Below are 23,575 nucleotides of genomic sequence, written 5' to 3' on the forward strand. Positions count from 1 at the left end.
GACGCAAAAGCGCCAGGGGAACCCGGAGGCCCGCCGGCTGCGTCCCCCGCCCGGTCCGGGTGCGTCAGCGTGTCGGAGGCCGCGTCGGGGAGCCGTCAGGGGTTCGCGGGCGGGGTGTGCTGCGAGGGCGTGCCGGTGATGTCCGGCGCGGGGACGGCGTTCCCGCGGCCCGGGGCAGAGCCGACCTGGCGTCGGTGCCGGCGGGACGGGGGATGATCTTGGTCAAAGCCGTGTGGAGCGCGGCGAGTTCCTCGGGCGCGAGTGCGGCGAGGAGATCGCTGTGGACTTCGCGCTCGACGGCGTCGCCGCGCAGGCGGGCGTGCGTTCCCGCCTCGGTGAGGTGGAGTGCGTAGCGGCGGCGGTCCGCGGGAGCGCGCCAGCGCCTGACCCAGCCGTTGGCCATCGCGGTCATGATCAGGGCGGGGGCGGAGTGTTCGCGTGCCAGCATGTGCTGGATCTCGTGCTGGGGCAGCCAATCGCAGGCTGCGACGATGCGCAGCAGATCGTGCAGGCCCGTGCTGAGGCCCTGTTCGTCGAGGCGCTCGGCGAGGACCGTGTGCAGGTGCCGCGACGCCTCCCGTAACAGTGCCGCCGTCGCCGCGTTCGTCGGTGGGGGGTCGTTCGGCGCGTCGGGCGACTTCCTGGGCACGGCCCGCAGTTCGGCCGGGGGATCGGTGTGGGCGGAGCGGTGGTCGGTGTCGCGCAAGGGTCTCCCTCGGTTCGGCAGCGCGGTGATGTGTGGAGGGCGGGGGATGCTCCACTTCCGCCGTGCAGCCGACCCCCGTAACTCTCCATGACGCACTGTCCCATTTCTTAAAGGATGCACATTGCGTCGGCCGAGTCGGCCGCTATGGCAAAAGTTGACGAAACTATCCTGTCCAACCCTCAGATCGCCCGCACCAGCGTTCGATCGACGCCAGTCGACGCCTGCCCCGCCGCCGTCGACGCCGACCGGGCCCGCTCGCGGCGGCCACGTCGCCGCGCCTCAGTCCCACCAGAAGTACCAGGTGCTGCTGCGCAGTTGGCCCTCGATCAGCTCCTCGATCGTCCCGGTTCCCTGGTGGACGATGTCGTTGCAGTACGCGTAGTGCTCGACCGCGGCGGCGGCCACCGTCTCCGGCGTACGCGGGCGGCGTCCCACCAAAACCTCCATGACGCCCGTTTCCAGGGTCACCAGCTCGGCGCCGTAGTGCCGGTCGAAGTGCCGGAGCACAGCGCTGTGTTCGGGGCCGGTGATGTCGTAGTTGCAGCCTCCGAGCCAGTTCAGCAGGGTGGGCACGTCCGCGCCCGACTCCGCCCGCACCAGGCACAGCGTCGTCCGCTCCTGGTCCACGGCGGACACGTGCAGGCCGCCGACGTGGTCGAGGTCGAGCTTCGCGGCCACGTGTTCGGTGAGGCGCCGCAGGACGCGCGGCACGTCCGGCTGGACGGCGGCCCCGCCGGGCCCGGCGGCGGGGGAGGGCAGGAACCGCACCGCGTCCCGGGCCCAGCCGTCGAGGAGCGCGCGTCCGTCGGGCTGCATGCCGCCGAGCACGGGCGGCGGCGCGTGAGCGGGGTCCAACCCGATCAGTACCTGCTCCAGTTCCGCGGGTCTCCCGGCCAGGACCGGCCACCAGCCCGTGCGGCCGTGCAGGGCGCGGAGGCGGCTCCACAGCCGGAACGCGTCCGTGCCGGTCACCTCGCCGGTGTAGACCGGGGACCCGTCCACCGCCTTCGCGGCCTCGTGCAGCACGGGCAGGGAGGGGACGTGCGGACGGCCCGGCGCGGCGGGCACGGCCGACGGGCCGGATGAGCCGGGCATACCGGATGTATCGCCGTCGGGCGCGTCAAAGAGTCGCTGGAGTTCGGAAATGGACATTGCCATGCGAACAACGTAGCCCGGACGGGTGATGGTCCCGTCGGTCCGGTGCCGCTTGGCGTCGGCATGTCGCGCACGTCGAGCCGTTGAGGGGGCTGCTCAACCCCGCGCACAGTTGACGGCCGACCGCGTTCGAGTCGGTGTGGGCGACGGCGTGGGGGCAAAAACGCCAACGACTTCATCGCGCCCGCGCCCGCGCCCGCGCCCGCGCCCGCGCCCGCGCATGCGGGACGCGCGCTGTTGCACCGCGTCGACCGGGAACGCGGTTTGTGCGAAGGCGACTTCGCCGCGGGGGCCGGGTGCGCGGCGGTGGTGGAACGGTAGCCACCCCGCGCGTTCGGCGGGCAGTCCGGCTCAGTCGGCGCCGCCCGCGGCCCCGTCCCGCCACGGATCGCGTCCGCCCACGAGCGCGGTGACGGCGGCCGCGCACGCGCCCAGGCGTTCGGCGATGCGGCGGATCTCGGCGGTGGTGACGTCGGGGCGCATGACGTACGCCGACAGGATCAGGTCCGGCCGGTTGTCGACGTCGAAGGTCGGGACGCAGACGGTGCTGACCGGGTGGGCCGCGTCGGGGGCGTCGTCGAGGTCGCCCAGCAGGTAGTCGCGGTGCGAGAAGACCGCGGCGGCCTCGGCGAGGGCGCGGCGGCCGCGCTCGCCCTCGCCGTGGGTGCCCAGTTCGGGCAGGAAGCGGTGCAGGTCGCGCTCGACGTCGGTGAGGCGTTCGGCGAGCCAGCCCTGTGCGCGGCAGGTGCGGACGACGTCGCGGATCCGGTCGACGCGGTCCGGGTCGAGGGACACCGGGGCGCGGGCGAGCCAGGCGTCGACCGCCGGGTCGGTGTCCCACGCGGCGAACATCACGCCGACCGGGGCCGCGAACGGGTAGCGGGCGCCGACCTCGACCAGTGGAGGCGTCCCGGCGGCGGTGCCGGCCAGGCCCAGCACCGTGATGTCGCCGCCGACGACGGACGCGGCGGAGCACAGCAGGCCCAGCTCTCCGGCCAGTTGCTCGATCCCGGCGCGGGCGGCGCGGAAGGTCGGACGGCTGCGCTCGGCGGCGCGGCCGATGAGCGCGAGCGCGGGGCCGAGGCCGTAGCGCGGGCCGGAGCCGTCGCGTACGAGGTATCCGGCCCAGGTCAGCTCGTTGACGATGCCGAGGCAGGTCGACGGGGCGAGGCCGACGCGGCGGCCGATCTCCGAGACGCCGAGCGGTTCGGGAGCGGCCGCGGCGAGGACGTCGAGGATGCGTACGGCCCGCGCGGTGGGCGGGGAGGTACGCCCCGAGCGGGCGGCGGGCTCGGCGGGGCCCCGTGCGGCTGTACCGGAGGCGTCCGCACCGGAAGTCGCTGCTCCGGGGGCGCCGGCACCGGAAGTGGCTGCTCCGGGGGAGGGTGCACCGGAGGTGCCCGCACCGGAGGTGCCCGCACCGGGGGCCGCGCCGTCCGGCGACGCATCCGAGGCCGCGCCTCCGGACGCGCCCGGGGCGGCGCCGCCGCGCGCGGTGCCACCGGAGGCGCTCCCGACGCCGTCCCCGGCCGCCCCCCGCGTGGCGTCCCGTGTGACGCCGCCCGTGGCCCCCGGCCCGGAAGGCGAGGCAGGGGCCGACGCCGAACCCGCCGCGTCCCGCGCGCCGCCCGTCTCTGACGTGTTGTCGCTGCTCATGCCCGTCGTCCCGTCCCGGCCTGCCCCGGTCTGGCGCCGGGCACGGCCATCCTTCCACCCGCAGTTTGCTGACGATCCGTCAGCTCCCTCTTGTGCGGGCGGCCTGTGCGGTCTACCTTCACATCATTACTGCAATACTACATTCCAATTTCGCAATGAGGCGTTCATGGCCACGTCACCGCACCCACCGCCCGACACCGTCACGACGGAACTGATCCGGGCCGCCCTCGCCGCCGCGGCGGAGGAGGCGAGCATCGTCGTCGTCCGTGCGTCGCACTCGACCTTCATCCAGGAGGGCGCCGACGCCTGCGCCGCGCTGCTGGACGCGTCGGGGAACCTCGTCGCGCAGTCGACGGCGACGAGCCTCATGCACTCGGCGAGCCTGAGCTGCACGGTCCCGGAGGTCCTGCGCGACATCCCGGCGTCGACGATGCGGCCGGGCGACGTGTACGTCACCAACGACCCGTACCGCGGCGGCATCCACGCGAACGACCTGGTCGTCATCCGCCCGGTCTTCGCGCCGTCCGCCGACGCGGCCGCCGAAGCGGCCACCGAGGCATCCACCGACACCGCACCGCTCTTCTTCGCCGGCACCCTCATCCACGTAGCCGACCTGGGCGGCGCCGTGGCCGGCGGCCTGGCCGCCGTCGCCACCGACACCTTCCACGAGGGTCTGCTGCTGCCGCCCGTCGCGCTGGAACACCGCGGTGAGCCGGTCGACGCCGTCTGGCGCATCCTGCTGCGCAACAGCCGCACCCCCGACGCGGTCGCGGGCGACGTCCGCGCGCTGGTCGCCGGCACACGCACCCTCGCCGCGCGTGTGGAAGAGCTGATGGGCCGGTACGACGCCGCCACCGTCCGCAGCGTCGCCGGACACTGGACGGACTACGCCGAGACCCGCACCCGCCACGAGATCGCCGCCCTCCCGGACGGCACCTGGCACGGCTCGTACACGATCGAGACCGACGGCGTGGAGAGCGGGCGCGAGCACGTGGTCGCCGCCGAGGTGACGATCGCCGGGGACACCGTCACCGTCGACCTCACCGGCACCTCCGGCCAGGCCCGCGGCGCCATCAACTCGTCGCGCTCGCAGACCATTTCGGGCGTCCTGTATGCGGTGCGCTGCTTCCTCGCCGCCGACATCCCGGTCAACGACGGCTGCCTGCGCCCCCTCGACATACGCCTGTCTCCGGGCAGCCTCGTCGACCCCGAGCCCCCGGCGGCGTGCGGCGGCCGCGTCGTGACCGTCGCCGCCGTGATCGAGGCGGTTGTGGAAGCCCTCGCACAGGCCTGCCCCGAACGCGCGGTGGCGGCCAGCGGGCTCGTCCACGTGTACGCCCTCGCCGCCGGACGCGGCGCCCGCACGGGCGACGGCGCCCGAGCACCCTGGCTGGCGCTCCTCTACGAGTTCGGCGGCATCGGCGCGCGGACCGCGTCGGACGGGCCGGACGCCACCGGCGCGTACTTCCTCGGCGGACGCTCGGTGGTCCCGCAGCTGGAACCGCTGGAGGCGGCGTACCCGGTGGTCTTCCGGCACGCGCGGCTGCGCACCGACTCCGGCGGCCCGGGCCGCACGCGCGGCGGCCTCGGCACCGACCTGGCCATCGAGGCCACCGAACCCGCGGTGCTCACGGTGCGCGGCGACCGCATGAGCCGGCCCCCGGCCGGGCGCGGCGGCGGCGAACCGGGCGGCGCAGGGCGGCACGAGGTGCGGCGGGCCGCCGACGGGCGCGTCCAGGCGCTGGCTCCCAAACAGACCGGCATCGACCTGGAGCCGGGGGACGTCTTCGTCGTCGGCACGTCCGGCGGCGGCGGGCTGGGCGACCCGTTCGAACGGGCGCCCGACCTGGTCGCCGAAGACGTACGCGACGGCCGGGTCAGCGCCGAGGCCGCCAGGCGGACGTACGGCGTCGTCTGCACTCCCGACGGGCGCCTCGACCTCCCGGCGACACGCGACCTGCGCATCCGCGCCACGGGCGCGACGCACACCGCGGCGAGCGCGCACACCCCGGCCGGCGCCGCAGGCGCAAAGCACACCCCCACGAGCAAGGACGAGACCCGGCATGCCTGACCACAAGAACCATGGCGGGGACCCGGCGTCCGCACCCCGCGTCGTCGTCGGCGTCGACGTCGGCGGCACCTTCACCGATACCGTCGTCACCTTCCCCGGCCCCGACGGCCGACCGCTCGCCGCACCCGTCTCCGCCAAGGTCCTGACCACGCCCGCGGACCCCGCCGTCGGCGTCTGCGAGGGCGTCGCCGAGGCGCTGGCCGCCGCGTCCGTGGCACCGGGCGACGTCGCGTCCGTCGTCCACGGCACCACGCTCGCCACCAACGTGATCCTCGAACGCGCGGGCGTGCGCGTCGCGTTCGTGGCCACCGAGGGCTTCGGCGACCTCTTCCTGCTGGGCCGTGAGGCACGCGTCGAGGAGGACCGCTACGACCTCGGCTTCCGGCCGCCCCCGGCACCGATCGCCGCCGGACTCGTCGTCGAGGCCCCGGAACGCACCCTCGCGGACGGGCGCATCCGCCGCCCCCTGACCCGCGACGCGGCCCGCCGGGTCGCCGCCCGGGTCGCCGCGCTGCGCCCGGACGCCGTCGCCGTCTGCCTCATGCACTCCTGGGCCCGCACCGACCACGAGGACCTTCTCGGCGAGGCCCTGCGCGAAGCGCTCCCGGACACCTACCTCGCGCTTTCGTCCCGCGTCTGGCCGGAAATGCGCGAGTACGAGCGGGCGATGACCACCCTGCTGTGCGCGTACGTCGGACCCGTCATGACCGGCTACCTCGAACGCCTCACCACGCGGCTGTCGGACCTCGGCGTGACCTGCGGCGTTCGCGTCATGGACTCGGCGGGCGACATCATGCCCGCGGCCGCGGCGGCGGGGTTGCCGGTACGGACCGTGGAGTCCGGCGGCGCGGCGGGCATGGCGGCCGCGGCGCGGGTGGCGCGCGAGCACACCGGCGGCATGGCCGTGTCGTTCGACATGGGCGGTACGACCGCCAAGGCCGGCATCGTGCGTGACGGCCGCCCCGGCATCACCCACGACTTCCAGGTCGGCGGCAAGGGCAGCTTCGGCATGCCGCGCGCCGGGACGGGGCTGCCGGTCAAGGGGCCGGTGGTCGACCTGTCCGAAGTCGGGGCCGGCGGCGGCAGCATCGCGTGGGTCGACGACGGCGGAGCGCTGCGGGTCGGCCCGCGTTCGGCGGGGGCGGACCCCGGGCCGGCGTGCTACGGGCGCGGCGGCACCGCGGCGACGGTGACCGACGCGAACGCGGTGTTGGGGCTGTTCGGGAGCGGCCGAGCCGCAACGTCGGGTGGCGGCAACGCGGACCACGACCCGGCCGCCGGGGAAGTCGCGCACGCCGCACCCATCGGAGGCAAACTCGCAGGCGGCGTACGCCTGGACCTCGCCGCCGCCGAGAAGGCGATCCGCATCGGCGTCGCCGAACCGCTCGGTCTGAACGTCGAGGACGCCGCCCGCGCGATCCGCGAAGTGGCCATCGCCCGCATGGCCACCGCGATTCGCCTGGTCACCGTGCAGCGCGGACTCGACCCGCGCGGCTTCCCGATGGTCGCCTTCGGCGGTGCCGGAGCGATGCACGCGGCGGACCTGGCCGCACAGTTCGGCATCACCGAGGTCGTGGTGCCGCGCGGCGCCGGAGTGATGGCGGCCCACGGGCTGGCGTCGGCGACCGCGGGCGTCGAGCGGGTGCGTACCCGTCCGATGGCGCTGGACGCACCCGGCGCCGCCGAGGCAGCCGGCGACGTCTTCGCCGATCTCGTGGCCGCCGCACGCGGCGAACTCGCCCACGACGGACCGGTGGTCGTGCGGACGGCCGTGGACATGCGGTACGTCGGCCAGTCCCACCAACTCACGGTCGTCCTGGGCGCCACCGAGGAACCGCCGCAACCCGCCGACCTCGCGGCCCGGTTCCGCGCCGCCCACCAGGCGGCGTACGGCGCGGCGCCCGACGCACCCGTTGAACTCGTCACCTTCCGAGCCCGGGTCACCGCGGACGCCGAGACACACGCAACCGCCGCGAACCCGTCCGCCGAAGCCCCGACCGCAGCAGCACCCTCCGAAGTCCCTTCCCCCGCGCCCCCATCCGAAGTCCCATCCATCGAAAGCCCGTTCGCCGAAAGCGCGTTCGCGAGAGAGGCCGCCCCCACCGGCCCCCCGAAGAGCAGTTCCGCACCCCACGTCTGCCACTGGGACACCCTCGAACACCGCCGCACGCCCATATCCGGCCCGGCCGTCGTCCTCGGCGCCGACGCGACCGTCGTCGTGCCCGTCGGCTGGACCGCGGACGCGACCCCCGGCAGCCACCTGACCCTTCGCCACGCCGCGAACCGGCCCGCACCCCACCCGTCCCGCGCCAGCCGAGAGGCCGAACGATGAGACCGAATCCGGCGTCCTCGCCGCGTACCTCCAGCAAGTCCCCGCTCGACGCGCGCAGCGTGCTGGTGCTCGCGCCGATCATGTTGCTGTCGATGGTGGCCGCACTCGAACTCACCATGGTCTACCCGGCGATCCGCCACATGATCCCGGTCTTCCGCACCGCCGACGTGGCCTGGGCGCTGACCATCGTCAGCCTCGTCGGGGTGGCGACCGAGCCGCTCACCGGGCGGCTGGCCGACATGTACGGCAAGAAACGCGTGCTGCTGGGGCTGGTCGTGCTGTTCGCCGTCGGCTCGGTCATGTGCGCGCTCACGTCCGACCTGACGGTGCTGCTGATCGGGCGTGCGCTGCAAGGGGCGTTCCTCGCGGTGACCGGCATCGCGTACGGCCTGGTCCGCGACGTCCTGCCCGCCGAGAAGGTGCCGCTCGGGCTCGGCGTGTTGTCGACCGGGCTCGGCCTCTCGGCGGTCATCGGCCCGTTCGCGGGCGGCGCGCTCATCGACCACCTGGGCTACCGCAGCGTGTTCTGGTTCGGCCTGATCTATGTCGCCGTCGTCACCCCGCTGTTCTGGTGGGCGGTCCCCGAGTCCACCGTCCGGCTGCGCCAACGGCTCGACATCCTGGGCGCGTTGCTCGTCGGAGGCGGCATCGGCCTCATCCTCCTGGTGGTCAGCCAGGGCACTGTGTGGGGCTGGACGGCCGGGCGCAGTTGGGCGTGCTACGTGGCCGGGGCCGTGCTGCTGGCCGTGTTCGCGGTGCGGGCACTGCGCATCGACTACGCGCTGTTCGACGTCCGGCTGATGTTCGGACGCTCACTCGCGCCCACGATGCTGGTGACGTTCCTGGGTACCTTCGTGCTGTCCGCGTACGCCTACCTCAGCGCGCTGATGCTCCAGACGCCGCGCGAGGACGGCATCAGCTACGGCTTCGGACTCTCCGCGTTCGGCGTGGCGACGTACCAACTGCCGTACGCCCTTATCGCCGTGCTCGGCGGCCTCGGCGCGGGCATGCTCGTACGGCGGCGTGGACCGGTCGCCACCCTCCGTCTCGCGATGGCGTCGTTCGCCGTCAGCATGGCGCTGTTCGCGTTCTTCCCGTCGCACTCCTGGCAGATCCTGGTCTGGACCGGCCTGTACGGCGTCGGCTACCTGCTGTCTCCGCTCTCCACCGGCCAGATCGTCCTGGACGCCGCCCCGGCCGACCAGACCGCGGTCAGCGCGAGCGTCCTCGGCGTGGCCCGCAGCCTGGGCAGCGGCATCGCCATCCCGGTCTCCGGGACGATCCTCGCCCAGCACGTCCTGCGCACGGACCCGCAGACGCACCAACCGGTCTACGCCGACGCCGGGTTCATGTGGGCCTTCCTCGCCGCCGCGGCGTGCGGTCTGGTGGCCTTCGCCGTGGCCGCGATGAAGCGGACGCCCCCGCACGACGGCCGACGTCACGCCGCCGGCCGGAGCGAACTGCGTCCGCCGGTCCAGGCTCCGGTCAAGTGATCCGCGAACCGGGCCCCGACGACCCCCGTCGCCCGCACACCGAAGGCGATGTCGGCGTCGAGGCCCGGTTCTTCGCGGAGCAGGCCGCCGATCACGTCGCGGCGCATGAGCTGTTCGTGGACCGCGTCGGCCTCGATGTGCTCGGTGAAGAACCGCGCGCAGGCGGGGTCGGCGACGCCCAGCCGAGTCAGTGTCTCGGCCAACCGGGCCGCGCTGGGCGGCATCGTGGCCTCGGCGGCGGCGAAGTGGCCGGCCATCATGCCGCGGCGTCCCCGGTGCCAGGCGAACAACGACATGAGGTTCACCGTCGCGAGCATCGGTGCGGGGATGCGGTCGAGATAGGCGCCGTACGAGGCGTCCAGGCCGAGGCCGGTCATCAGGTCCGCGAACAGCGCCGAGTGCATGCGCTCCGCCCGGCCCCCGCCGTACTCGTCGAACTCGACGGCGACCACACCGGCCTTGGCGCGGCCGGTGAGACGCGGGATCAGCAGCGCGTGCGGGTCGGCCTCCTTGAGGTGGTACGCCGAGCGGTGGACCACGTACTCGCGGAACTGGTCGAGATTCCCGCCGCGCAGCAGGAAATGCGAGATGCCCGACTCGTCGTCGGACTCGACGAGCAGCGGCGCGAGGGCGGCCTCGGCATCCGGCGCCGGGCCCACCTCGTCGCGCAGCGCGCCGAGGAACACCGACTCAAGCCGGGCCCGGACACGCATCAGGTCCGGATCCCACTCCCACGCGGGGTCCACACCGGCGAACGACCGGTAGTGCAGCTCGTAACAGATGTAGAGGGCAAGGTGCAGGTCCTCCGACCAGGCACCCGGCATCGCCTCCGGCGCCTCGAACCCGGCCCCGGGCGCCGTCCGCAGCGCGTTCACCACCGCCTGTGACATCTCCCCCCGAGCCAAAGGCAGCCCAGGCACCACACTCTCGCCGGAAGGCCCCACGAGGCCGCCACCATCGCCCATGACCGGGCGGCTACCCGCCCCCGCCGACCCCACACCCCGCGCCCGTTTGCCTTGATCACGCCCGGGCAGCCGCAGGCAATGGATCTCTTGCGCATCCCGGGGGTGTACCGACCGCAGGCCGACACCTGGCTCCTGGTCTCCGCGTACCTCGAACAAGCGGACCTCCGGGACGCCGACAGCCTTCTGGACGTGGGCACCGGCACCGGGGCGGTCGCCTTGGCGGCGGCCGAGGCATCGGGGGAGCGGTGCCGGGTGACGGCGGTCGACATCGCGCGTTCGGCCGTGTGGGCGGCGCGCCTCAACAGCCTCCGCTTCCGGCGCGGCGTCGCGGTCCGCCGGGGCGACCTGCTCGGTGCCGTCGCCGGGCGGCGCTTCCGGGTGGTCCTGGCGAACCCGCCGTACGTGCCGTCGCGCCGCCACCTCGCGCCCCGGCACGGCCCGGCACGGTCGTGGGACGCGGGGACGGACGGCCGCGTCGTCCTGGACCGCCTGTGCGACGGCGTGCCCGGCGCGCTGAAACCCGGCGGCACGGTCCTGATCGTGCACTCCGCCCTGTGCGGGGTGGGCGCCACGCTGCGCCGCCTCTCCGCGGCCGGGCTGCGGGCCCGCGTGGTCGCGCGGAGGCGGGAGCCGTTCGGCCCCGTCCTCACCGAACGCGCCCCGTATCTGGAGGAGGCCGGGCTCATCGAGCCGGGATGCCGGGAAGAGGAGTTGGTGGTCGTCCGTGGCGACGCGCGAAGCGGGTGAAGTCCGCCGGGTGGAGGCCGTGCCCGGCGGCCCGGTGCTGATCGAAGGACCGGTCGAGGCCGAACTCCCGGACGGCGGCGGCACCGTGCGGTCGGACCGTGTCGTGGTCGCCCTGTGCACCTGCCGTCGCAGCAAACGCCTGCCGTGGTGCGACACCAGCCACCGCACCCGGCGCGCGCCCGGCGCCGCTCCCTCATCCGCCTCCCCAAAATGCCCTTAACAAGTTGAATGCACCAGTTTGTGGCTCTTCCTGATATAGCGTGGCCTCGCGTCGGACGCCTGGACAGGGAGGGCACGTGCACGGACCCGCAGCGTGCCTGCGCACGATCGCACTCGCCGCGATCCTCGGTGCGCTCGGCGGCTGCGCCTCCCTGACGGAGCGCCGCGACGACGCCGCCGAGGCCGCCGCGCGGTTCGAACAGGCCCTGCGTGCAGGCGACTTGCCCGCCGCGTGCGCCGCCCTCGCGCCGGCGACCCGCGAGGAACTGGAGCAGAACGCCAAGGCCGCGTGCGCGGACGCGCTCCCCGGGCAGGAGCTGCCCGACGCGGGTGCGGTGCGGCGTACCAACGTGCACGGCGACCAGGCCCGGGCGGTGTTCGACGGGGACACGCTGTTCCTCGCGCGCTTCCCGTCCGGGTGGCGGGTCACCGCGGCGGGCTGCCGCGAGCAGCCGGGAGACCGCCCGTACAACTGCACGGTCAAGGGGCGGTGACCTGGGCGTGCGGACGATGTTCACGACCTGCCTCGTCGTCATCGTGGTCGGGCTGGCCTACTTCACCGCGATCGGGTTGATGCAGCGGTGACCGGGCGCCCCCGATCCCGCAAGCGGCGGGACGGCAGTTCCCCGCGGCGGCGCGTCGCCGGGTTCGTCCGAGACAACGGCCTGGGCCTGGCGTTCTTCCTCGCCTTCCTGGCCACGCTGGTCGGCCAGGCCTTCGCCGGGCGCGCGGAGTTCAACGAGCAGATGGCGGTCGACGGCTTCGCCTCGGTCGGGTTCTGGAACTACGTGGCCTCGTCCGACTTCGCCGTCGACGTGACCGAGAACTGGCAGTCCGAGTACTTGCAGTTCTTCCTCTACATCACCGCCACGATCTGGCTGATCCAGCGCGGCTCGCCCGAGTCCAAGCGGCCCGGCACCGCGGGTCGCGAGACCGACGAGGCCCAGCGGGTGGGACGCCACGCCGGCGCCGACTCCCCGTCCTGGGCCCGCGCCCGAGGGTGGCGGCAGGGCGTGTACGCCCGCTCGCTCGGCCTGGTGATGGGCGCCGTCTTCGTGCTCTCCTGGCTCGCCCAATCCGTCACCGGCACGGCCTCCTACAACGAGCAGCGGCTGCGCGACCTCCAGGCGCCCGTCGGCTGGACCCAGTACATCGCATCGGCGGACTTCTGGGACCGCACCCTCCAGAACTGGCAGTCCGAGCTCCTGGCGATCGCCTCGATGGCCCTGCTGTCCATCTACCTCCGCCACCGCGGCTCGCCCGAGTCGAAGCCGGTCGGCGCACCGCACTCCGCCACCGGCGTCGAAGGCGGTTGAGCTCCGGTACGCGGCACACCGCGGCACGGAAAAGCCGTCCCGGCACCGGCCGTTGCGGGTCCGGTGCCGGGACGGCGCGAACGATCGGAGGTCAGGCACCGCCGCCGTTCGACTGCGGGATGCCGGGGGCGAGGGTGCGGAACTTGTAGATGTGGCCGCCGTCGTCACCGCCGACCGTGACGTACGCGGTGTTCGTGCCGGGCTTGATCGCCAGGTTGCTCACGAGTCGCTTCTCCGACTGCGGGTACGGCACGGTCACGGTGGCGATCAGGTCGCCCTTCTGGTTCCAGACCAGGATCTTGTCGGTGCCGATGACCACCTGGTAGACGTTGCCGTCCGCGTCGACGGTGTTGGAGTCGAAGCCGTGCAGGCCGACATTGGCGGTCATGCCGACCCGGCCCTCGGTGAAGCTCTTGCCGTCGGGCGCCAGCGTGAAGAGGTTCTCGCGGCCGAAGTTGTACTCGCTCACCCACACGCCGGTGAAGTCCGGCGTGAAGCTGATGCCGTTGGGGCCGGCCAGCCCGTCCTGGAGCACGGTCGGGTCGGTGCCGTCCGCGTCGAGGCGCACCACGCGGCCGGTCGGGCTCCACGGCGAGCCGTGGTAGTCGGTGACGAACATGTTCCCGGCCCGGTCGAACGCGATGTCGTCGGGCACCATCGGCCGCCCGGCCACCGGCCCGGCGAGCACGGTCTCGAACCCGGTGCCGTCGGGGTTGAGCCGGTCGATCTCCCCGCTGTGGAAGTCGGTGGCGTAGATCTTGCCGTCGGCCGGGCTGAACTGGAGGGACGAATAGCCGCTCGTCGCGTCGGCGTGGACCGGTATGACCTCCTTGGTGCGCAGGTCGAACTTGAGGATCTTCGGACGCCCCGGCGCTGCGGTGAGGTTGACGAAGTACAGCCTGCCGTCCGGCCCGAAGGCGGGGCCCTCCAGCACCGTCAGGTGGCCGAACGGGGACGGCGGGTCCAGGGGCGCGACCCTGGCGACGTAGTCGGCCCGGATCACCTGCCCGCCGCGCCCGGACGCGGAGTTCCCGGTGTCCGCGCGATCGGTGGACGCGTCGGCGGACGGGTCGGCGTTGGCGGTCGGCACGACCGCCGCCCCGCCGACGGCCAGTGCGGCCAGCAGTGCGGCGGCGAGGGTGAGCCGCCTGGTCTTCTTGATCATGGTTCCTCCCGGTCGTGCTCCGAGTCGGCGGCGCCCCGCTGCCTGCGCATGCGGCAGCGCACGCCGACCGTGCTTTCGGCGGTCGTGAGCGTGATCGTGATGAGGTGCGGTGTGTTCGCGGCGGACGGGGCACAGGTGCCCGGGCGGCATCGCGGCGGGAAGCCGGGCGGCTACTCCAGCACGATGCCGAAGGCCCGCTGCCGCAGCAGGGCCTTCTGGATCTTTCCGGTCGACGTCCTCGGCAACTCGCCGAAGATCACCCGGTGCGGTGCCTTGAACCGGGCGATGCGGGCGCGTACGAAGGCCACCAGCTCCGCCTCCCCGATGGCCGCGCCGGGGCGAAGCGTGACGTACGCGACGGGGACCTCGCCCCAGTTCGGGTGCGGTGCGGCGACCACGGCGGTGTCCAGCACGGCGGGATGCTCGGCGAGCGTGTTCTCCACCTCGACGGAGGCGATGTTCTCGCCGCCGGAGATGATGACGTCCTTGGCGCGGTCGCGCAGTTCGACGTACCCGTCGGGGTGCATGACGCCGATGTCCCCCGAGCGGAACCAGCCGTCGGCGGTCACCGCGGCGGCCGTGGCCTGTCCGTCGCGGTAGTAGCCGAGCATCAGGTTGTTGCCGCGCAGGACGATCTCGCCGACGCTCGCCCCGTCGGCCGGGACGTCCCGGCCCGCCGAGTCGATCACCCGCAGCGGTTCGCCGACCACGTTGGCGATGCCCTGCCGTACCACGAGCGCGGTGCGCCGGTCGTCCGGCAGGTCCTCCCACTCCGGCTGCCACTCGCAAACCACCGCGGGCCCGAACGTCTCGGTGAGCCCGTAGAGATGGCGCATCTCGATGCCGAGCGCGCCGAGCTTGGCCAGCAGCGCCGGGCGTGGCGGCGCGCCGCCCACGAACACCCGAACGGGCCTGGGAGTGGTGGAAGTTGCCGCCGGATCATCGGCCAGCATGCCCAACACCACCGGCGCGGCGCAGAAATGGGTCACCCCGTCGTGGCGGACGGCGTGCCAGATGTCCGCCGCGTTCACCTTGCGCAGGCAGTGGTGGACCGCCCCGGCGGCGGTCACCGCCCACGGGAAGCACCAGCCGTTCGTGTGGAACATCGGCAGTGTCCACAGGTAGCGCGACGACGGGTCCAGCCCGGTGTGGTAGGCCATCGCCAGCGCCTGGAGGTAGGCGCCGCGGTGGTGGTACATGACGCCTTTGGGGCGGCCCGTCGTCCCGCTGGTGTAGTTGATCGACAGCAGCGACCGCTCGTCGGTGACGGGAACCGCCAGGGGAGCGGCCGCGCTCAGCAGCGCCTCGTACTCGTCCTCCGGCCGCCCGCAGTCGACCACGGTCGGCTGCGCCATGCTGTCCCGCAGTGCCTCGTCGACGAGTTCGCGACAGGCGACGTCGGCGATCACCACACGCGCCCCGCAGTGGCCGAGGATGTACGCCACCTCGGCCGGAGCCAGCCGGGTGTTCAGCGCGACCAACACCGCTCCCGCGAGCGGCACTCCGTGGTGGGCCTCAAGCAGCACATGGGTGTTGGGCGCGATGACCGCGACCCGGTCGCCCGGCCGTACGCCGAGCCCGGCCAGCGCACCGGCCAGCCGCTGCGAGCGGTCCCAGAACTCGGCGTAGGAGTAGCGTACTTCGCCGTCGACCACGGCGAGGCGGTCGGCGTACACCTTGGCGGCGCGGGCGGCGAACGCGACCGGCGTCAGCTCCGCGAAGGCCATGCCGCTCACCGGCGCGGCTCGAAGAAGGGGAGCACCACGTCCTCGTCCGCGTCGACCGGCTCGAAGACGACGGAGACGGGCATGTCGCAATGGACCGCGTCCACATCGCAGTTCACGATGTTGCTCATCATCTGGTAGCCCTCCTCCAGTTCGATGACGGCCACGACGTACGGGACTTGGAACGCGGGAGTCTGCGGCCGCCAGACCACGGAGAAGGTGTTGACCACCCCGCGTCCTGAACTCTCTTTCCATTCAATGCTGTTCGAGAGGCAGCGCGGGCAGAACGCCTGCGGCTTGAAGACCGCGGCGCCGCAATCGGAGCAGCGCTGGTGGAGCAGCCGGCCCTCGGCGCAGGCGCGCCAGAAGGGTTCGGAGAGCTTGGTCGGCCTGGGAACCGGCCTGCGTGCGGGGCTGGTGGTCACGGTTCACTCCGAAGTCATGAGCAGGAGGCCCTTGGGCCAGTTCGCCAGCGCGACCTTCGCGCCCGGGACCTGGTTCACGTTCGCCTCGCCGCGAACTTGCTGCACGGCGCGTACGACCTTCTGGATCAGTTGCGAATAGCCGGTGTGCGAATGCGACATGACGCCGCCGTCGGTGCAGATGGGGAACCGGCCGTCGAGGCGGATGTTCTCGGGGGAGAGCAACTGCGCGCCCTCGCCAGGGGCGCAGTAGCCGTACGCCTCGAAGTAGCGCACGACTTCGTAGGTGAAGTTGTCGTACACCTCGAACACGTCCACCTCGTCGCGCCCGATCCCCGCCTGTGCGAACGCCGCGGCGGCCGCCCGGCGTCCGACCGTCCCGGTCCGCTCGTACGTCGGCGGGTTGACGTACGTCGGACCCCACTCCTCGCGCCCGCCGCCGAGCAGCCGGACGGGCGCCGCCGGCAGGTCGCGGGCGCGCTCCATCGTGGTGAGGACCACCGCGCTGCCGCCCTCGGAGGTCGTGGCGCAGTCCAGCAGCCGGTACGGGGACGCGACCATCCGGGACGCCAGGATGTCGTCGGGGGTGAACGGTCCGCGCCCGTAGTAGACCGCGTTCGGGTTCACCGCACCGTAGTTGCGGATGGCGGCCGGGATGTGCGCCAGGTCCTCGGGCTTGACCCCGAACTCGTGCATGTAGCGCTGCGCGGGCAGCGCCCACTCGACCGCGGTGTGCAGTCCCCAGGTCTCGATGAACTCGTTGGTCGGCCGGGTCCACGGCGCCGTCGAGTCGCGGTCGGTGTAGAGGGACGCCTGACCGCTGGCGATCAGCGCCACGCGGCACTCGCCGGACGCCACCGCGAGCGCGGCTTCGAGCACCGCCTGCACGCCGTCCATCTCCCGCCCGAGCCAGAAGCCTTCGGCGCCCACGTCGTACGCGAAGGCGCTGCCGGCGTCGGCGTCCAGCCCCACGGTGACGTTGAAGCCGTCGACGTCCGCCATGCCCAGCCCGGCCTGGCGCAGTGCGCCCCGGGCCGCGTCGAGAGTGACGGACCACGACGTCTGTCCGGGCAGGGAGCGCGCCTGAGGGGTGTTGTGGGCGCCGACGATGGCGACGCTTTGCAGGGCGCGGCCGATGTCCTTCGCCAAAGAAGCCTCCTCGTGTGATCGCCGTCCGGGCCCGGCGGCCTCCGCCGGATGGCATGCCGATCCGGCTGACGCGCTAAAGAGTATCCTCTATATCCGCCAAGATTCAATGGCGCGGGGCGACATCCTGAGTCAGTGCGGCGATTTGAGCCGCTAGTTGCCGCATTCCGACTGCAATCTGGACCCGTCTCCGGATGATGAGTACACTGTTTAACGGGTCGGTCGGCTGCCGTGCGGAACCGGGCGGCAGCGTCGCGGCCGCCCTCCAGCACTCGCGAAAGGGACGTCCCGCATGAACTCGCCGATCCGGCCGCGCCACGACGCCGCACAACTCCTCCGCAGCCTCGGCATCCCGGACCGCGGAGCGGTGTACGACCTGGCGTCGGGGTGGTGGCGGCACATGCCGGGTTTCGAGGGCTACCCGCGCTTCGAGGTGATCACCTACAACTCTCCGCAGGACCAGCGGGCCACCGGGCGCTTCCCCTTCCACAAGCCGGAGGAGAACGAGGTCCAGGTCGGCTACGTCTCCGAGTTCGTCTCCGGCGGGCTGCACACCGGGACGCACATCGACGCCCTGTGCCACATCACCTGCGGGGACAACGACGAATGGCACGGCGGCGTCTCGGCCAACGACGCGCTCGGGACCTTCGGCGCGGAGCGCGGCGACGCGTCCGAGCTGGCCCCGGTCATCGGCAGGGGAGTGCTGCTGGACATCCCGCGCGTGCTCAGGCTGGACGTCCTGCCGCCCGGCTTCGGGGTCGGAGAGGAGCACCTGCGGGCAGCGGCGGAGGCCGCCGGGGTGTCGATCGAGGCCGGGGACATCGTGCTGGTCCGCACCGGGCAGATGAAGTACTGGCCGGACATCCGGAAGATCCGCAAGCTCAGCGAGGGCAGCGGCGTCGCGCTGGACGGGGCCGAGTGGCTGGTGGCGCAGGGCGCCGGGTACGTCGGCGCCGACACGCTGGCCTTCGAGGTCCAGCCGTCCCCGATCCCCGGCAACGCCTTCCCCGTGCACCTGTTCCTGCTCTACGAGCACGGGATCCACATCATGGAGTGGGTCAACTGCGAGGGCCTCGCGGCCGACGGCGTGTCGACGTTCCTCTTCATCGGCCTGCCGCTGACGATCCGCGGGGGGAGCGGGTCGCCGCTGCGGCCGATCGCCGTGGCGTGACGGATGCCGCCGGGCGGCGCGCTGTTCGGGTGCGTCGTCCGGCGGCAGGGTCGTGGGCTGTTCGGGCTATTCGCGTGCGTCCTCCGGCAGCAGAGCCGCGATCGCCTGCAAGTGCCTGCGCATCCGGTGCTGAGCCAGCGGAGCGTCTCCCGCCACGATCGCCTCGACGATCGCCCGGTGCGCCTCGTGCGACCGCACCGCGCTGTCGTGCTGCTCCTCGTCCGGCTGCCCGCCCGACGCCCAGGTCTGCTGCACCATGTCCTGGTCGAGCTGCGTCAGCACCTCCACGAAGAGCGTGATGGCCGGATTCCCGGCCAGGTCGGCGATCACGCTGTGCAGGTTCCGTGCGTGTCCGAGGGTGACCCCGCGGTCGATCAGGTCCTGCTCGGTGTCCAGCGCCTCGGTGAGGCGGGCGATCCCGGCCTCGGTCAGCTTCTCGGTCGCGGGGGGGGGGGGGGGGGGGGGGGGGGAGAGGGGGNGTGTCCGAGGGTGACCCCGCGGTCGATCAGGTCCTGCTCGGTGTCCAGCGCCTCGGTGAGGCGGGCGATCCCGGCCTCGGTCAGCTTCTCGGTCGCGGCGGTGACCCCGGCGAGTTCGAGGGCCATCCGCGCCTCGAACATCTGGCGCCGGTTCACCGCCGCGTGCCGGAGGTAGACGCGCGCGGCGTCGCGGACGATGCCCGGATCGGGCTCGGTCACCACCAGGCCGCCGCCCGGGCCGCGGCGCATACGGGCCATCTGGTGGTGCTCGACCAGGCGTACGGCCTCCCGGAACACCGCGCGGCTGACGCCGTAGCGCTCGATCAGGTCGCGCTCGGAGCCGAGGACCGAGCCGGTGCGCCAGCCCGCGTCCAGGATGTCCTGCTCGATCAGCGCCGCCACCGTTTCGGCGAGCCGTTGCGGGCCGCCGCCTTCCGGCGTGTGCCGCGTCGCCCTGGCAGCGCTTGTCATGGACCGGCCCCATCCCGTCTGCCCCGTCGCCGGGGGCGTATCTCCAGGCTGATGTCGCGCTCGATACAGAGCACTCTTTCGGTGTCCATGGTAGAGGATGCCCGGCTCTCACCGCGCAATACGGCTGACGCCGACGCAAATGAGGGCACTTATCCCTCGGGAGCAGTAGCCGGGTCCGCACCCACGATGCGCAGCGCGAGCTCGCCGTACTCCCAGACGACGGCATCCTCCCCGATCTCGCCGTCCTCGCGGAACCAGACGGCGACACCCATGCCCAGGTCCAGGATCGCGTATGAGGCCAGTCTCGCCGACGCGACCCGGAACCGGCCGGCGGCCACGCCCGCGGTGACCAGGTCGCGGAAGCACGCCTCGTACTCCGCGCGCCGGGCGAGCACTTCGCTGCGGAACGGCTCCTGGAGGCTGCGCAGTTCGCGATTGCCGACGAAGGCCTCCAGGTGGTGCCGCGCGTGATAGCGCACATGAGTCTCGGTGGCGCGCCTCAGCCTTTCGGTCGGATCGCCGGTCGTCGCGACGGCCGCGCGGTGCTGGGCGAGGAGCTCGTCCATGGTCCGGCGTGTGATGTCGACCAGCAGGTCCTGCTTCGAGGCGACGTGCTTGTACAGGCTCGGGCCGCGCACGCCGACCGCGGCGCCGATGTCGGCCATGGTCGTCGCCTCGTAGCCGAACCTGGTGAACAGGTCGAGTGCGGCGGCGCGGATGTCGTCGGCCCGCGGCGAGCCGGACGGTGAACCGGACAAGGCCGCTCCTCCTGGATTGCGGTCGGCTAACAGGTCTTAGCCCGATGGTCCAAATCTCCTCCGATCCTATCTTGATTCGGCAGGCCTTGCTGTTATGGTCGAGGCTAATGACCATTAGCCATGGTCGCTCATGAAGAGCCAGGGAGGCTGTGTGACTGTCGACCTCACCCCCGGCCCGGTCGCGGAGGACCTGGCCCGGCGGACCGCGCGCTTCGTCCGCGAGGTGGTCGTTCCCGTCGAGGAGCGCACCGGCGGGGTTCCGGGCTCGGACGACGTACGGCTGGAACTCCAGCGCGCCGCACGCGAGGCGGGCGTCTTCGCGCCGCACGTGTCCCGCGAGTACGGCGGCCACGGCCTGGACATGCGCGACCGCGCGTTCGTCTTCGAGGAGGCCGGCTACTCGCTGCTCGGCCCGCTCGCGCTCAACATCGCCGCGCCCGACGAAGGCAACATGCACATGCTCGAAGCGATCGCGTCCTCCGGACAGAAGGAGCGCTACCTGCGCCCATTGGCCGCCGGGGACATGCGCTCGTGCTTCGCCATGACCGAGCCCGCACCCGGAGCGGGCTCCGACCCCGCCGCGCTCGCCACCACGGCCGAGCGCATACCCGGCGGCTGGCGCATCGACGGCCGCAAGTGGTTCATCACCGGCGCCGACGGCGCCGGGTTCGCGATCGTGATGGCGCGCACCTCCGGGGCGCCCGGAGACGCGGGCGGCGCGACGATGTTCCTGGTCGATGCGGACAATCCGGGCATGCGCATCGTCCGCCACATCGACACGCTCGACGAGAGTCTCTTCGGGGGCCACGCCGAGATGCTGTTCGACAACTGCACGGTGCCGGACGAGGCGGTGCTGGGCGAGGTGGACGAGGGGTTCCGGTATGCCCGGGTCCGGCTCGGTCCGGCGCGTACCACGCACTGCATGCGCTGGCTCGGTATCGCCCGGCGCGCCCAGGACATCGCGGTCGGACGGGCCGCCGAACGCGAGCTGTTCGGCTCACGGCTGGCCGAACTCGGCATGGTGCAGCACATGATCGCCGACAACGAGATCGACATCGCCGCCGCCCACGGCCTCATCCTCCGGGCCTGCGCCGACCTCGACGTGGGCGGATCAGGCGCGCAGTCGACGTCGATCGCCAAGACATTCTGCGCGGAGGCCGTCTGGCGGGTGGTCGACCGCTCGCTCCAGATCTGCGGCTCGCTGGGCGTGTCGGGGCACGTGCTACTCAGCCGATTCCTACGCGAGACGAGGCCGTTCAGGATCTACGACGGACCCTCCGAAACGCACCGCTGGTCCATCGCCCGGCGCGTCGTCCGCCGCCACGACGCGGCAGGCGCCCGATGACCGGCGGGTCGCAGCCAGGTGTCGACGGCCTTGAACTCCCGCTTCTGGAAGGCTTCTTCGCGGAGCACGTGGCGGGATTCCGAGGCGGCCTCACCGCCGAACTCCTCGACGGCGGACGGTCGAACCTCACCTACAAGGCGACCGACGGCGAACGGAGCTGGGTGATCCGCCGCCCGCCCCTCGGTGGACTGACCCCCTCGGCACACGACATGGCCCGGGAGTACCGGTTCGTCTCGGCGCTCGCGGACAGCCCCGTTCCGGTTCCGCGGGCGGTGGCGCTGTCCGACGGGGCGCTGCTGGGCGTGCCGTTCTCGGTGGTCGAGTTCGTGCCGGGGACCGTCATCCGCACGTGTGAGCAACTGCACCGGCTGCCCGACGAGCGCATCGCGGGCTGCGCGTACGCCCTCGTGGACACCCTCGCCCTGCTGCACGCGGTCGACCCCGAGGCGATCGGACTCGGCGGCGTCGGGCGGCCCGAGGGCTATCTCGCCCGCCAGATCGCGCGATGGTACGACCAGTGGCACCGCGTGCGCACCCGCGAACTCACCGACATCGACACCCTGCACGCGCGCCTCGCCGAAACCTGCCCGCCCGAGAGCGCCACCGCGATCGTGCACGGCGATTTCCGGATCGACAACGCCATCCTCGGCGCGGACGATCCGGAGGACGTACGCGCCATCGTCGACTGGGAGATGGCCACCCTCGGCGACCCGCTCGCCGACCTGGGCCTGCACCTGGCGTACGCGGACCCGGCCTTCGCCCCGGTGCTCGCCGGGACCGCCGCCTCGACCAGCGAACGCCTGCCCCGCACCGAGGACTTGGCCCGCCGCTACGCGACGGCGTCCGGCCGCGACCTGAGCGGTCTCGGCTTCCACATCGCGCTGGGCTACTTCAAGACCGCGGTCATCGCCGAGGGCATCCACGCCCGCTACCGGCAGGGGCTCACCAGGGGAGCCGGGTTCGAAACCGTGGCGGACGCTCCGGCACCGTTGGCGGCGGCCGGCCTGCGTGCATTGTCGGACGGCGTCTGAGTCGGGCTCTGCTCTTTCGGGTCCGAATCCCTCGGCGTCGGCATCCGAGACGCCGACGCCCGTCGGCCGACGTGGAAACACCGATCGCCCAGGGCACCGACCGGTCTGTCCCCACCGCCGACCCACACACCGGCCGGCTCGCCACCGGCCACTCACCACGGGCCACTCGCCACCGGCGAACTCACCACCGGTCGGCTCACCGCCGACCACCTCAAGGCCACCTTACGGCCGACCGACGCGCAGCGGTTGTGGTGCCGCGGAACCAACATCCCTACCAAACCCAGGAGTTCCCATGCCCATCCTCGACCGCTTTCGGCTCGACGGCCGGGTCGCCGTCGTGACCGGGGCGTCCTCCGGTGTCGGCGTCGTGATCGCGCGTGCTCTCGCGGAGGCCGGTGCCGACGTCGTCCTGGCCGCGCGTCGGGCCGAGCAACTCGCGGAAACCGCCGAACTCGTCGAGAAGGCGGGGCAGCGCGCGCTCTGTGTGCCGACCGACGTCTCCTCGCCGGAGCAGTGCCGCTCGCTCGCCGCCGCCGCTGCCGAGTTCGGGCCGGTGCGCGTCCTGATCAACAACGCCGGAATCGGCACCGCCGTCCCGGCGGCCCGCGAGACACCCGAGCAGTTCCGGTCGGTCCTGGACGTCAACCTCTCCGGCGCCTACTGGATGGCCCAGGCCGCCGGGGCCGAGATGCGCGACGGCGGTTCCATCGTCAACATCTCCAGCATTCTCGGCCTGGTCACCGCCGGGCTCCCGCAGGCCGCGTACGCCGCCTCCAAGGCCGGGCTCCTCGGCCTCACCCGGGACCTCGCCGCGCAGTGGAGCAGCCGCCGCGGCATCCGGGTCAACGCCGTCGCGCCCGGCTTCTTCGCCTCAGAGATGACCGACCAGTACCCGGACGGCTACCTCGCCGACCGCCTCGGCGGCCTGCCCATCCCGCGCCTCGGCGAGGCCGAGGAGCTGGCCGCCGCAGTCCTGTTCCTCGCCTCGGACGCGGGCGGCTACGTCACCGGCACGACGCTGACCGTCGACGGCGGCCTGACCGTGTCCTGAGGCCCCGCCCCGTGCCTGGGGCTCCCGGCCCGGCTTGGGGCTCCGGGCCCGGCTTGGGGCTCCGGGCCCGTGCCTGAGGTCCCGGCCCCGTGTCCTGAGGCTCTGGCCCGGTGTCCTGAGGCTCCGGGCCCGTGCCCTGGGCCCCGGCCCCC

General features: G+C 72.9%; 22 protein-coding genes. 11 read left to right on the top strand and 11 right to left on the bottom strand.

Annotation, left to right across the window (positions count from 1 at the left end; all coding sequences use genetic code 11):
* Positions 1-64: 64 nt before the first annotated feature.
* From ACRX5S_RS02615 to ACRX5S_RS02625, 3 genes are all read right to left on the bottom strand, one after another.
* Entirely contained in the window at positions 65-706 is a 642-nt protein-coding gene (locus tag ACRX5S_RS02615) for a MarR family winged helix-turn-helix transcriptional regulator (protein ID WP_436771020.1), read from the bottom strand.
* Positions 707-985: 279 nt separating this feature from the next.
* Positions 986-1,864: a DUF4253 domain-containing protein gene (locus ACRX5S_RS02620; RefSeq protein WP_436771021.1), complete on the bottom strand. Its 879-nt coding sequence runs from the start codon at positions 1,862-1,864 to the stop codon at positions 986-988.
* Between the two features lie 348 nt (positions 1,865-2,212).
* Complete coding sequence (locus ACRX5S_RS02625; protein WP_436771022.1) at positions 2,213-3,517, bottom strand: helix-turn-helix domain-containing protein; 1,305 nt, start codon at positions 3,515-3,517, stop codon at positions 2,213-2,215.
* 166 nt (positions 3,518-3,683) lie between these two features.
* Here ACRX5S_RS02625 and ACRX5S_RS02630 point away from each other — a divergent pair, with 166 nt between their 5' ends.
* From ACRX5S_RS02630 to ACRX5S_RS02640, 3 genes are read left to right on the top strand one after another with little or no spacing between them, the layout of a single operon-like run.
* Positions 3,684-5,588 (top strand): hydantoinase B/oxoprolinase family protein, encoded by a 1,905-nt coding sequence (locus tag ACRX5S_RS02630; protein WP_436771023.1) that lies wholly within the window; start codon positions 3,684-3,686, stop codon positions 5,586-5,588.
* Positions 5,581-7,920 (top strand): hydantoinase/oxoprolinase family protein, encoded by a 2,340-nt coding sequence (locus tag ACRX5S_RS02635; protein WP_436771024.1) that lies wholly within the window; start codon positions 5,581-5,583, stop codon positions 7,918-7,920. The genes ACRX5S_RS02630 and ACRX5S_RS02635 overlap by 8 nt, the downstream gene beginning before the upstream one ends.
* Positions 7,917-9,413: an MFS transporter gene (locus ACRX5S_RS02640; RefSeq protein ID WP_436771025.1), complete on the top strand. Its 1,497-nt coding sequence runs from the start codon at positions 7,917-7,919 to the stop codon at positions 9,411-9,413. Before ACRX5S_RS02635 ends, ACRX5S_RS02640 begins: the two co-directional genes overlap by 4 nt.
* Here ACRX5S_RS02640 and ACRX5S_RS02645 read toward each other — a convergent pair.
* Complete coding sequence (locus ACRX5S_RS02645) at positions 9,359-10,303, bottom strand: iron-containing redox enzyme family protein (protein ID WP_436771026.1); 945 nt, start codon at positions 10,301-10,303, stop codon at positions 9,359-9,361. The genes ACRX5S_RS02640 and ACRX5S_RS02645 overlap by 55 nt on opposite strands.
* A gap of 153 nt (positions 10,304-10,456) precedes the next feature.
* Here ACRX5S_RS02645 and ACRX5S_RS02650 point away from each other — a divergent pair, with 153 nt between their 5' ends.
* From ACRX5S_RS02650 to ACRX5S_RS02665, 4 genes are all read left to right on the top strand, one after another.
* On the top strand, positions 10,457-11,125 hold the full coding sequence (locus tag ACRX5S_RS02650; RefSeq protein ID WP_436771027.1) for a HemK2/MTQ2 family protein methyltransferase: 669 nt from the start codon (positions 10,457-10,459) through the stop codon (positions 11,123-11,125).
* A complete protein-coding gene (locus tag ACRX5S_RS02655) occupies positions 11,103-11,345 on the top strand; it encodes a CDGSH iron-sulfur domain-containing protein (RefSeq protein WP_436771028.1) in 243 nt (80 codons plus the stop codon). The genes ACRX5S_RS02650 and ACRX5S_RS02655 overlap by 23 nt, the downstream gene beginning before the upstream one ends.
* Positions 11,346-11,421: 76 nt before the next feature.
* Entirely contained in the window at positions 11,422-11,838 is a 417-nt protein-coding gene (locus ACRX5S_RS02660; RefSeq protein ID WP_436771029.1) for a hypothetical protein, read from the top strand.
* An 87-nt stretch (positions 11,839-11,925) separates the two neighbouring features.
* Positions 11,926-12,660 (top strand): DUF6766 family protein, encoded by a 735-nt coding sequence (locus tag ACRX5S_RS02665; RefSeq protein WP_436771030.1) that lies wholly within the window; start codon positions 11,926-11,928, stop codon positions 12,658-12,660.
* A 91-nt stretch (positions 12,661-12,751) separates the two neighbouring features.
* Here ACRX5S_RS02665 and ACRX5S_RS02670 read toward each other — a convergent pair whose 3' ends face one another.
* The 4 genes from ACRX5S_RS02670 to ACRX5S_RS02685 all read right to left on the bottom strand — a co-directional run bounded on the left by ACRX5S_RS02670 (position 12,752) and on the right by ACRX5S_RS02685 (position 17,120).
* On the bottom strand, positions 12,752-13,825 hold the full coding sequence (locus tag ACRX5S_RS02670) for an SMP-30/gluconolactonase/LRE family protein (RefSeq protein WP_436771031.1): 1,074 nt from the start codon (positions 13,823-13,825) through the stop codon (positions 12,752-12,754).
* 170 nt (positions 13,826-13,995) lie between these two features.
* Positions 13,996-15,552 (bottom strand): AMP-binding protein, encoded by a 1,557-nt coding sequence (locus tag ACRX5S_RS02675; RefSeq protein WP_436771032.1) that lies wholly within the window; start codon positions 15,550-15,552, stop codon positions 13,996-13,998.
* A 5-nt stretch (positions 15,553-15,557) separates the two neighbouring features.
* Positions 15,558-15,974 carry a Zn-ribbon domain-containing OB-fold protein gene (locus tag ACRX5S_RS02680; protein ID WP_436771033.1) on the bottom strand — a complete coding sequence of 139 codons (417 nt, stop codon included), beginning with the start codon at positions 15,972-15,974 and terminating at the stop codon, positions 15,558-15,560.
* A gap of 3 nt (positions 15,975-15,977) precedes the next feature.
* Positions 15,978-17,120, bottom strand: a complete 1,143-nt coding sequence (locus tag ACRX5S_RS02685) for a thiolase family protein (RefSeq protein WP_436771034.1) — start codon at positions 17,118-17,120, stop codon at positions 15,978-15,980.
* Positions 17,121-17,409: 289 nt separating this feature from the next.
* On the opposite strand from ACRX5S_RS02685, the gene ACRX5S_RS02690 reads away from it, so the two are divergent.
* On the top strand, positions 17,410-18,288 hold the full coding sequence (locus ACRX5S_RS02690; protein WP_436771035.1) for a cyclase family protein: 879 nt from the start codon (positions 17,410-17,412) through the stop codon (positions 18,286-18,288).
* A gap of 66 nt (positions 18,289-18,354) precedes the next feature.
* On the opposite strand, the gene ACRX5S_RS02695 is transcribed toward ACRX5S_RS02690, so the two are convergent.
* The 3 genes from ACRX5S_RS02695 to ACRX5S_RS02705 all read right to left on the bottom strand — a co-directional run bounded on the left by ACRX5S_RS02695 (position 18,355) and on the right by ACRX5S_RS02705 (position 19,996).
* Positions 18,355-18,720 carry a FadR/GntR family transcriptional regulator gene (locus tag ACRX5S_RS02695; protein ID WP_436771150.1) on the bottom strand — a complete coding sequence of 122 codons (366 nt, stop codon included), beginning with the start codon at positions 18,718-18,720 and terminating at the stop codon, positions 18,355-18,357.
* Positions 18,717-19,238, bottom strand: coding sequence for a FadR/GntR family transcriptional regulator (locus tag ACRX5S_RS02700; RefSeq protein WP_436771036.1), 522 nt, complete (start codon positions 19,236-19,238; stop codon positions 18,717-18,719). Before ACRX5S_RS02700 ends, ACRX5S_RS02695 begins: the two co-directional genes overlap by 4 nt.
* Before the next feature lie 149 nt (positions 19,239-19,387).
* Positions 19,388-19,996, bottom strand: coding sequence for a TetR/AcrR family transcriptional regulator (locus ACRX5S_RS02705; protein WP_436771037.1), 609 nt, complete (start codon positions 19,994-19,996; stop codon positions 19,388-19,390).
* A gap of 151 nt (positions 19,997-20,147) precedes the next feature.
* Here ACRX5S_RS02705 and ACRX5S_RS02710 point away from each other — a divergent pair, with 151 nt between their 5' ends.
* From ACRX5S_RS02710 to ACRX5S_RS02720, 3 genes are all read left to right on the top strand, one after another.
* Positions 20,148-21,341, top strand: coding sequence for an acyl-CoA dehydrogenase family protein (locus tag ACRX5S_RS02710; RefSeq protein WP_436771038.1), 1,194 nt, complete (start codon positions 20,148-20,150; stop codon positions 21,339-21,341).
* Positions 21,338-22,372, top strand: a complete 1,035-nt coding sequence (locus tag ACRX5S_RS02715; protein WP_436771039.1) for a phosphotransferase family protein — start codon at positions 21,338-21,340, stop codon at positions 22,370-22,372. The genes ACRX5S_RS02710 and ACRX5S_RS02715 overlap by 4 nt, the downstream gene beginning before the upstream one ends.
* Positions 22,373-22,664: 292 nt before the next feature.
* Positions 22,665-23,423 carry an SDR family NAD(P)-dependent oxidoreductase gene (locus tag ACRX5S_RS02720; RefSeq protein WP_436771040.1) on the top strand — a complete coding sequence of 253 codons (759 nt, stop codon included), beginning with the start codon at positions 22,665-22,667 and terminating at the stop codon, positions 23,421-23,423.
* Positions 23,424-23,575: the final 152 nt, after the last annotated feature.

The organism is Yinghuangia sp. YIM S09857 (assembly GCF_051388915.1).
In the GTDB taxonomy this organism is placed as follows: domain Bacteria; phylum Actinomycetota; class Actinomycetes; order Streptomycetales; family Streptomycetaceae; genus Yinghuangia.

Excerpts from the sequence above, each read along its gene's own strand:
- ACRX5S_RS02630 (WP_436771023.1), top strand. The coding sequence starts at position 3,684 with ATGGCCACGTCACCGCACCCACCGCCCGACACCGTCACGACGGAACTG.
- ACRX5S_RS02620 (WP_436771021.1), bottom strand. The coding sequence starts at position 1,864 with ATGGCAATGTCCATTTCCGAACTCCAGCGACTCTTTGACGCGCCCGAC.
- ACRX5S_RS02645 (WP_436771026.1), bottom strand. The coding sequence starts at position 10,303 with ATGTCACAGGCGGTGGTGAACGCGCTGCGGACGGCGCCCGGGGCCGGG.
- ACRX5S_RS02675 (WP_436771032.1), bottom strand. The coding sequence starts at position 15,552 with ATGGCCTTCGCGGAGCTGACGCCGGTCGCGTTCGCCGCCCGCGCCGCC.
- ACRX5S_RS02640 (WP_436771025.1), top strand. The coding sequence starts at position 7,917 with ATGAGACCGAATCCGGCGTCCTCGCCGCGTACCTCCAGCAAGTCCCCG.
- ACRX5S_RS02670 (WP_436771031.1), bottom strand. The coding sequence starts at position 13,825 with ATGATCAAGAAGACCAGGCGGCTCACCCTCGCCGCCGCACTGCTGGCC.
- ACRX5S_RS02690 (WP_436771035.1), top strand. The coding sequence starts at position 17,410 with ATGAACTCGCCGATCCGGCCGCGCCACGACGCCGCACAACTCCTCCGC.
- ACRX5S_RS02650 (WP_436771027.1), top strand. The coding sequence starts at position 10,457 with ATGGATCTCTTGCGCATCCCGGGGGTGTACCGACCGCAGGCCGACACC.
- ACRX5S_RS02635 (WP_436771024.1), top strand. The coding sequence starts at position 5,581 with ATGCCTGACCACAAGAACCATGGCGGGGACCCGGCGTCCGCACCCCGC.
- ACRX5S_RS02625 (WP_436771022.1), bottom strand. The coding sequence starts at position 3,517 with ATGAGCAGCGACAACACGTCAGAGACGGGCGGCGCGCGGGACGCGGCG.
- ACRX5S_RS02720 (WP_436771040.1), top strand. The coding sequence starts at position 22,665 with ATGCCCATCCTCGACCGCTTTCGGCTCGACGGCCGGGTCGCCGTCGTG.
- ACRX5S_RS02715 (WP_436771039.1), top strand. The coding sequence starts at position 21,338 with ATGACCGGCGGGTCGCAGCCAGGTGTCGACGGCCTTGAACTCCCGCTT.